Genomic DNA, 1,557 nt, shown 5'->3' with positions numbered 1-1,557 from the left:
CTTAATAGCAGTGGGATATCATCGACGCGTTCGTTACTGATCAACTGGGCCATTGCTTGGCTGGGATACGATTTTGGGCATTATTACGCTATTCGCTATTCTCCTATATTTTCTAGCGAACCGTGAGCTATAGCTTGAGAGCAGGCGATGTTCTAATGAACGAAGGTGGCGATAATGACAAACTTGGCAGAGGAACTGTCTGGCATGGGCAAATATCGCCATGTCTGCATCAAAACCACGTTTTTGCTATTCGCCCGAATGAAGATCTTAGACCTGACTGGTTAGCAACTTTTACTCAAAGCGAACAAGCACGCACTTACTTTCACTTAAATGCTAAGCAGAGCACTAATTTAGCTTCCATTTCGGCAACCAACATAATGAGTTTGAGTTTGCCACTCCCATCCGTGAGTGAGCAACAACAGATTCTTTCATACTTAGACCACGAGACTGCCCGCATTGACGCCTTGATCGCGGAGCAGGAGCGGCTGATCGAGCTGCTAAAGGAAAAGCGGCAGGCGGTGATTTCCCATGCGGTCACCAAGGGTCTCGACCCCACCACCCCCATGAGAGACTCCGGCGTCGAGTGGATTGGCGCAGTGCCCAAGCATTGGGAGGTGAAACAACTGAAACATATTATTGATCCCGCCACCTCAATTACTTACGGAATTGTTCAAGCAGGTCCAGAAGTGGAAAATGGAATTCCATATATTAAAACCAGTGATATGGCAGGTGATGAACTCCCCTTAGAGGGGTATTCCAGAACTTCGCCCGAGATTGATTCTTCTTATCAACGCTCTAAGGTAAGCACCGGAGACATCGTTATTGCGATACGGGCAACTGTCGGGAAGTGTTTACCAGTACCTCCTGAATTGGAAGGAGCTAACCTAACACAAGGAACAGCCAAGGTGAGTCCAGGTGTTTCTGTGATAGCAGACTACCTATTATTAGCGATAAGGGCTGAAGCTGCTCAAGCTTATTTTGGCTTCATGTCTAAAGGTGCAACCTTCAAGGAAATCACTCTGGATGCTTTACGTCGAACACCATTAGCTTTGCCACCTCTGCCAGAGCAATCACACATTGTTGCTCAACTAAAGTCTGTTTTAGATAACTTAGAAGCTTTGATATCAGAGGCACTCAAAACACAGTCGTTGCTCTCAGAACGTCGCTCAGCCCTAATCTCCGCTGCTGTCACCGGAAAAATAGACGTCCGAGACTGGAAAGCCCCTGCCAGTGATTCACCTGCTGCTACCCTGGAGACCGCCTATGATTAGTCTTAAAGAAGCTGCCTTGAAAACTGATATAGCGTTTCCCAAGCAGATAAGGTAAAACTTTAGTACTATTCAACAGATTGAACTTACCTCGCTATGAAGCCTTATTCAATTGATTTACGACAAAAGGTTGTGGATACGTAGGGCTTGCTGAAAAGATAGCTACGTAAGCCTGATAAGGGTTACCGGCTATTACGCCCTGATTAGGTGCAAAGGAAATCAGCTAAAATGCTCAAAACCCTTGCACCTAACCAGGGAAATGTACCGACAATCATCACCGGGTCAGCTA

At 46.4% G+C, this 1,557-nt stretch carries 1 protein-coding gene; it reads left to right on the top strand.

Annotated elements, in window-relative coordinates:
• Positions 1-155: 155 nt before the first annotated feature.
• Positions 156-1,271, top strand: coding sequence for a restriction endonuclease subunit S (locus tag IQ260_RS30490; RefSeq protein WP_193996786.1), 1,116 nt, complete (start codon positions 156-158; stop codon positions 1,269-1,271).
• Positions 1,272-1,557 lie beyond the last annotated feature (286 nt).

The organism is Leptolyngbya cf. ectocarpi LEGE 11479, from assembly GCF_015207065.1.
Classification (GTDB): domain Bacteria; phylum Cyanobacteriota; class Cyanobacteriia; order Phormidesmidales; family Phormidesmidaceae; genus Leptothoe; species Leptothoe ectocarpi.
Note: the sequence above shows the minus strand (reverse complement) of the source record. Positions and strands in the feature narration are given on the sequence as shown.

Bases quoted from the DNA above. Each gene is read 5' to 3' on its own strand.
- IQ260_RS30490 (WP_193996786.1), top strand. From the start codon at position 156: ATGAACGAAGGTGGCGATAATGACAAACTTGGCAGAGGAACTGTCTGG.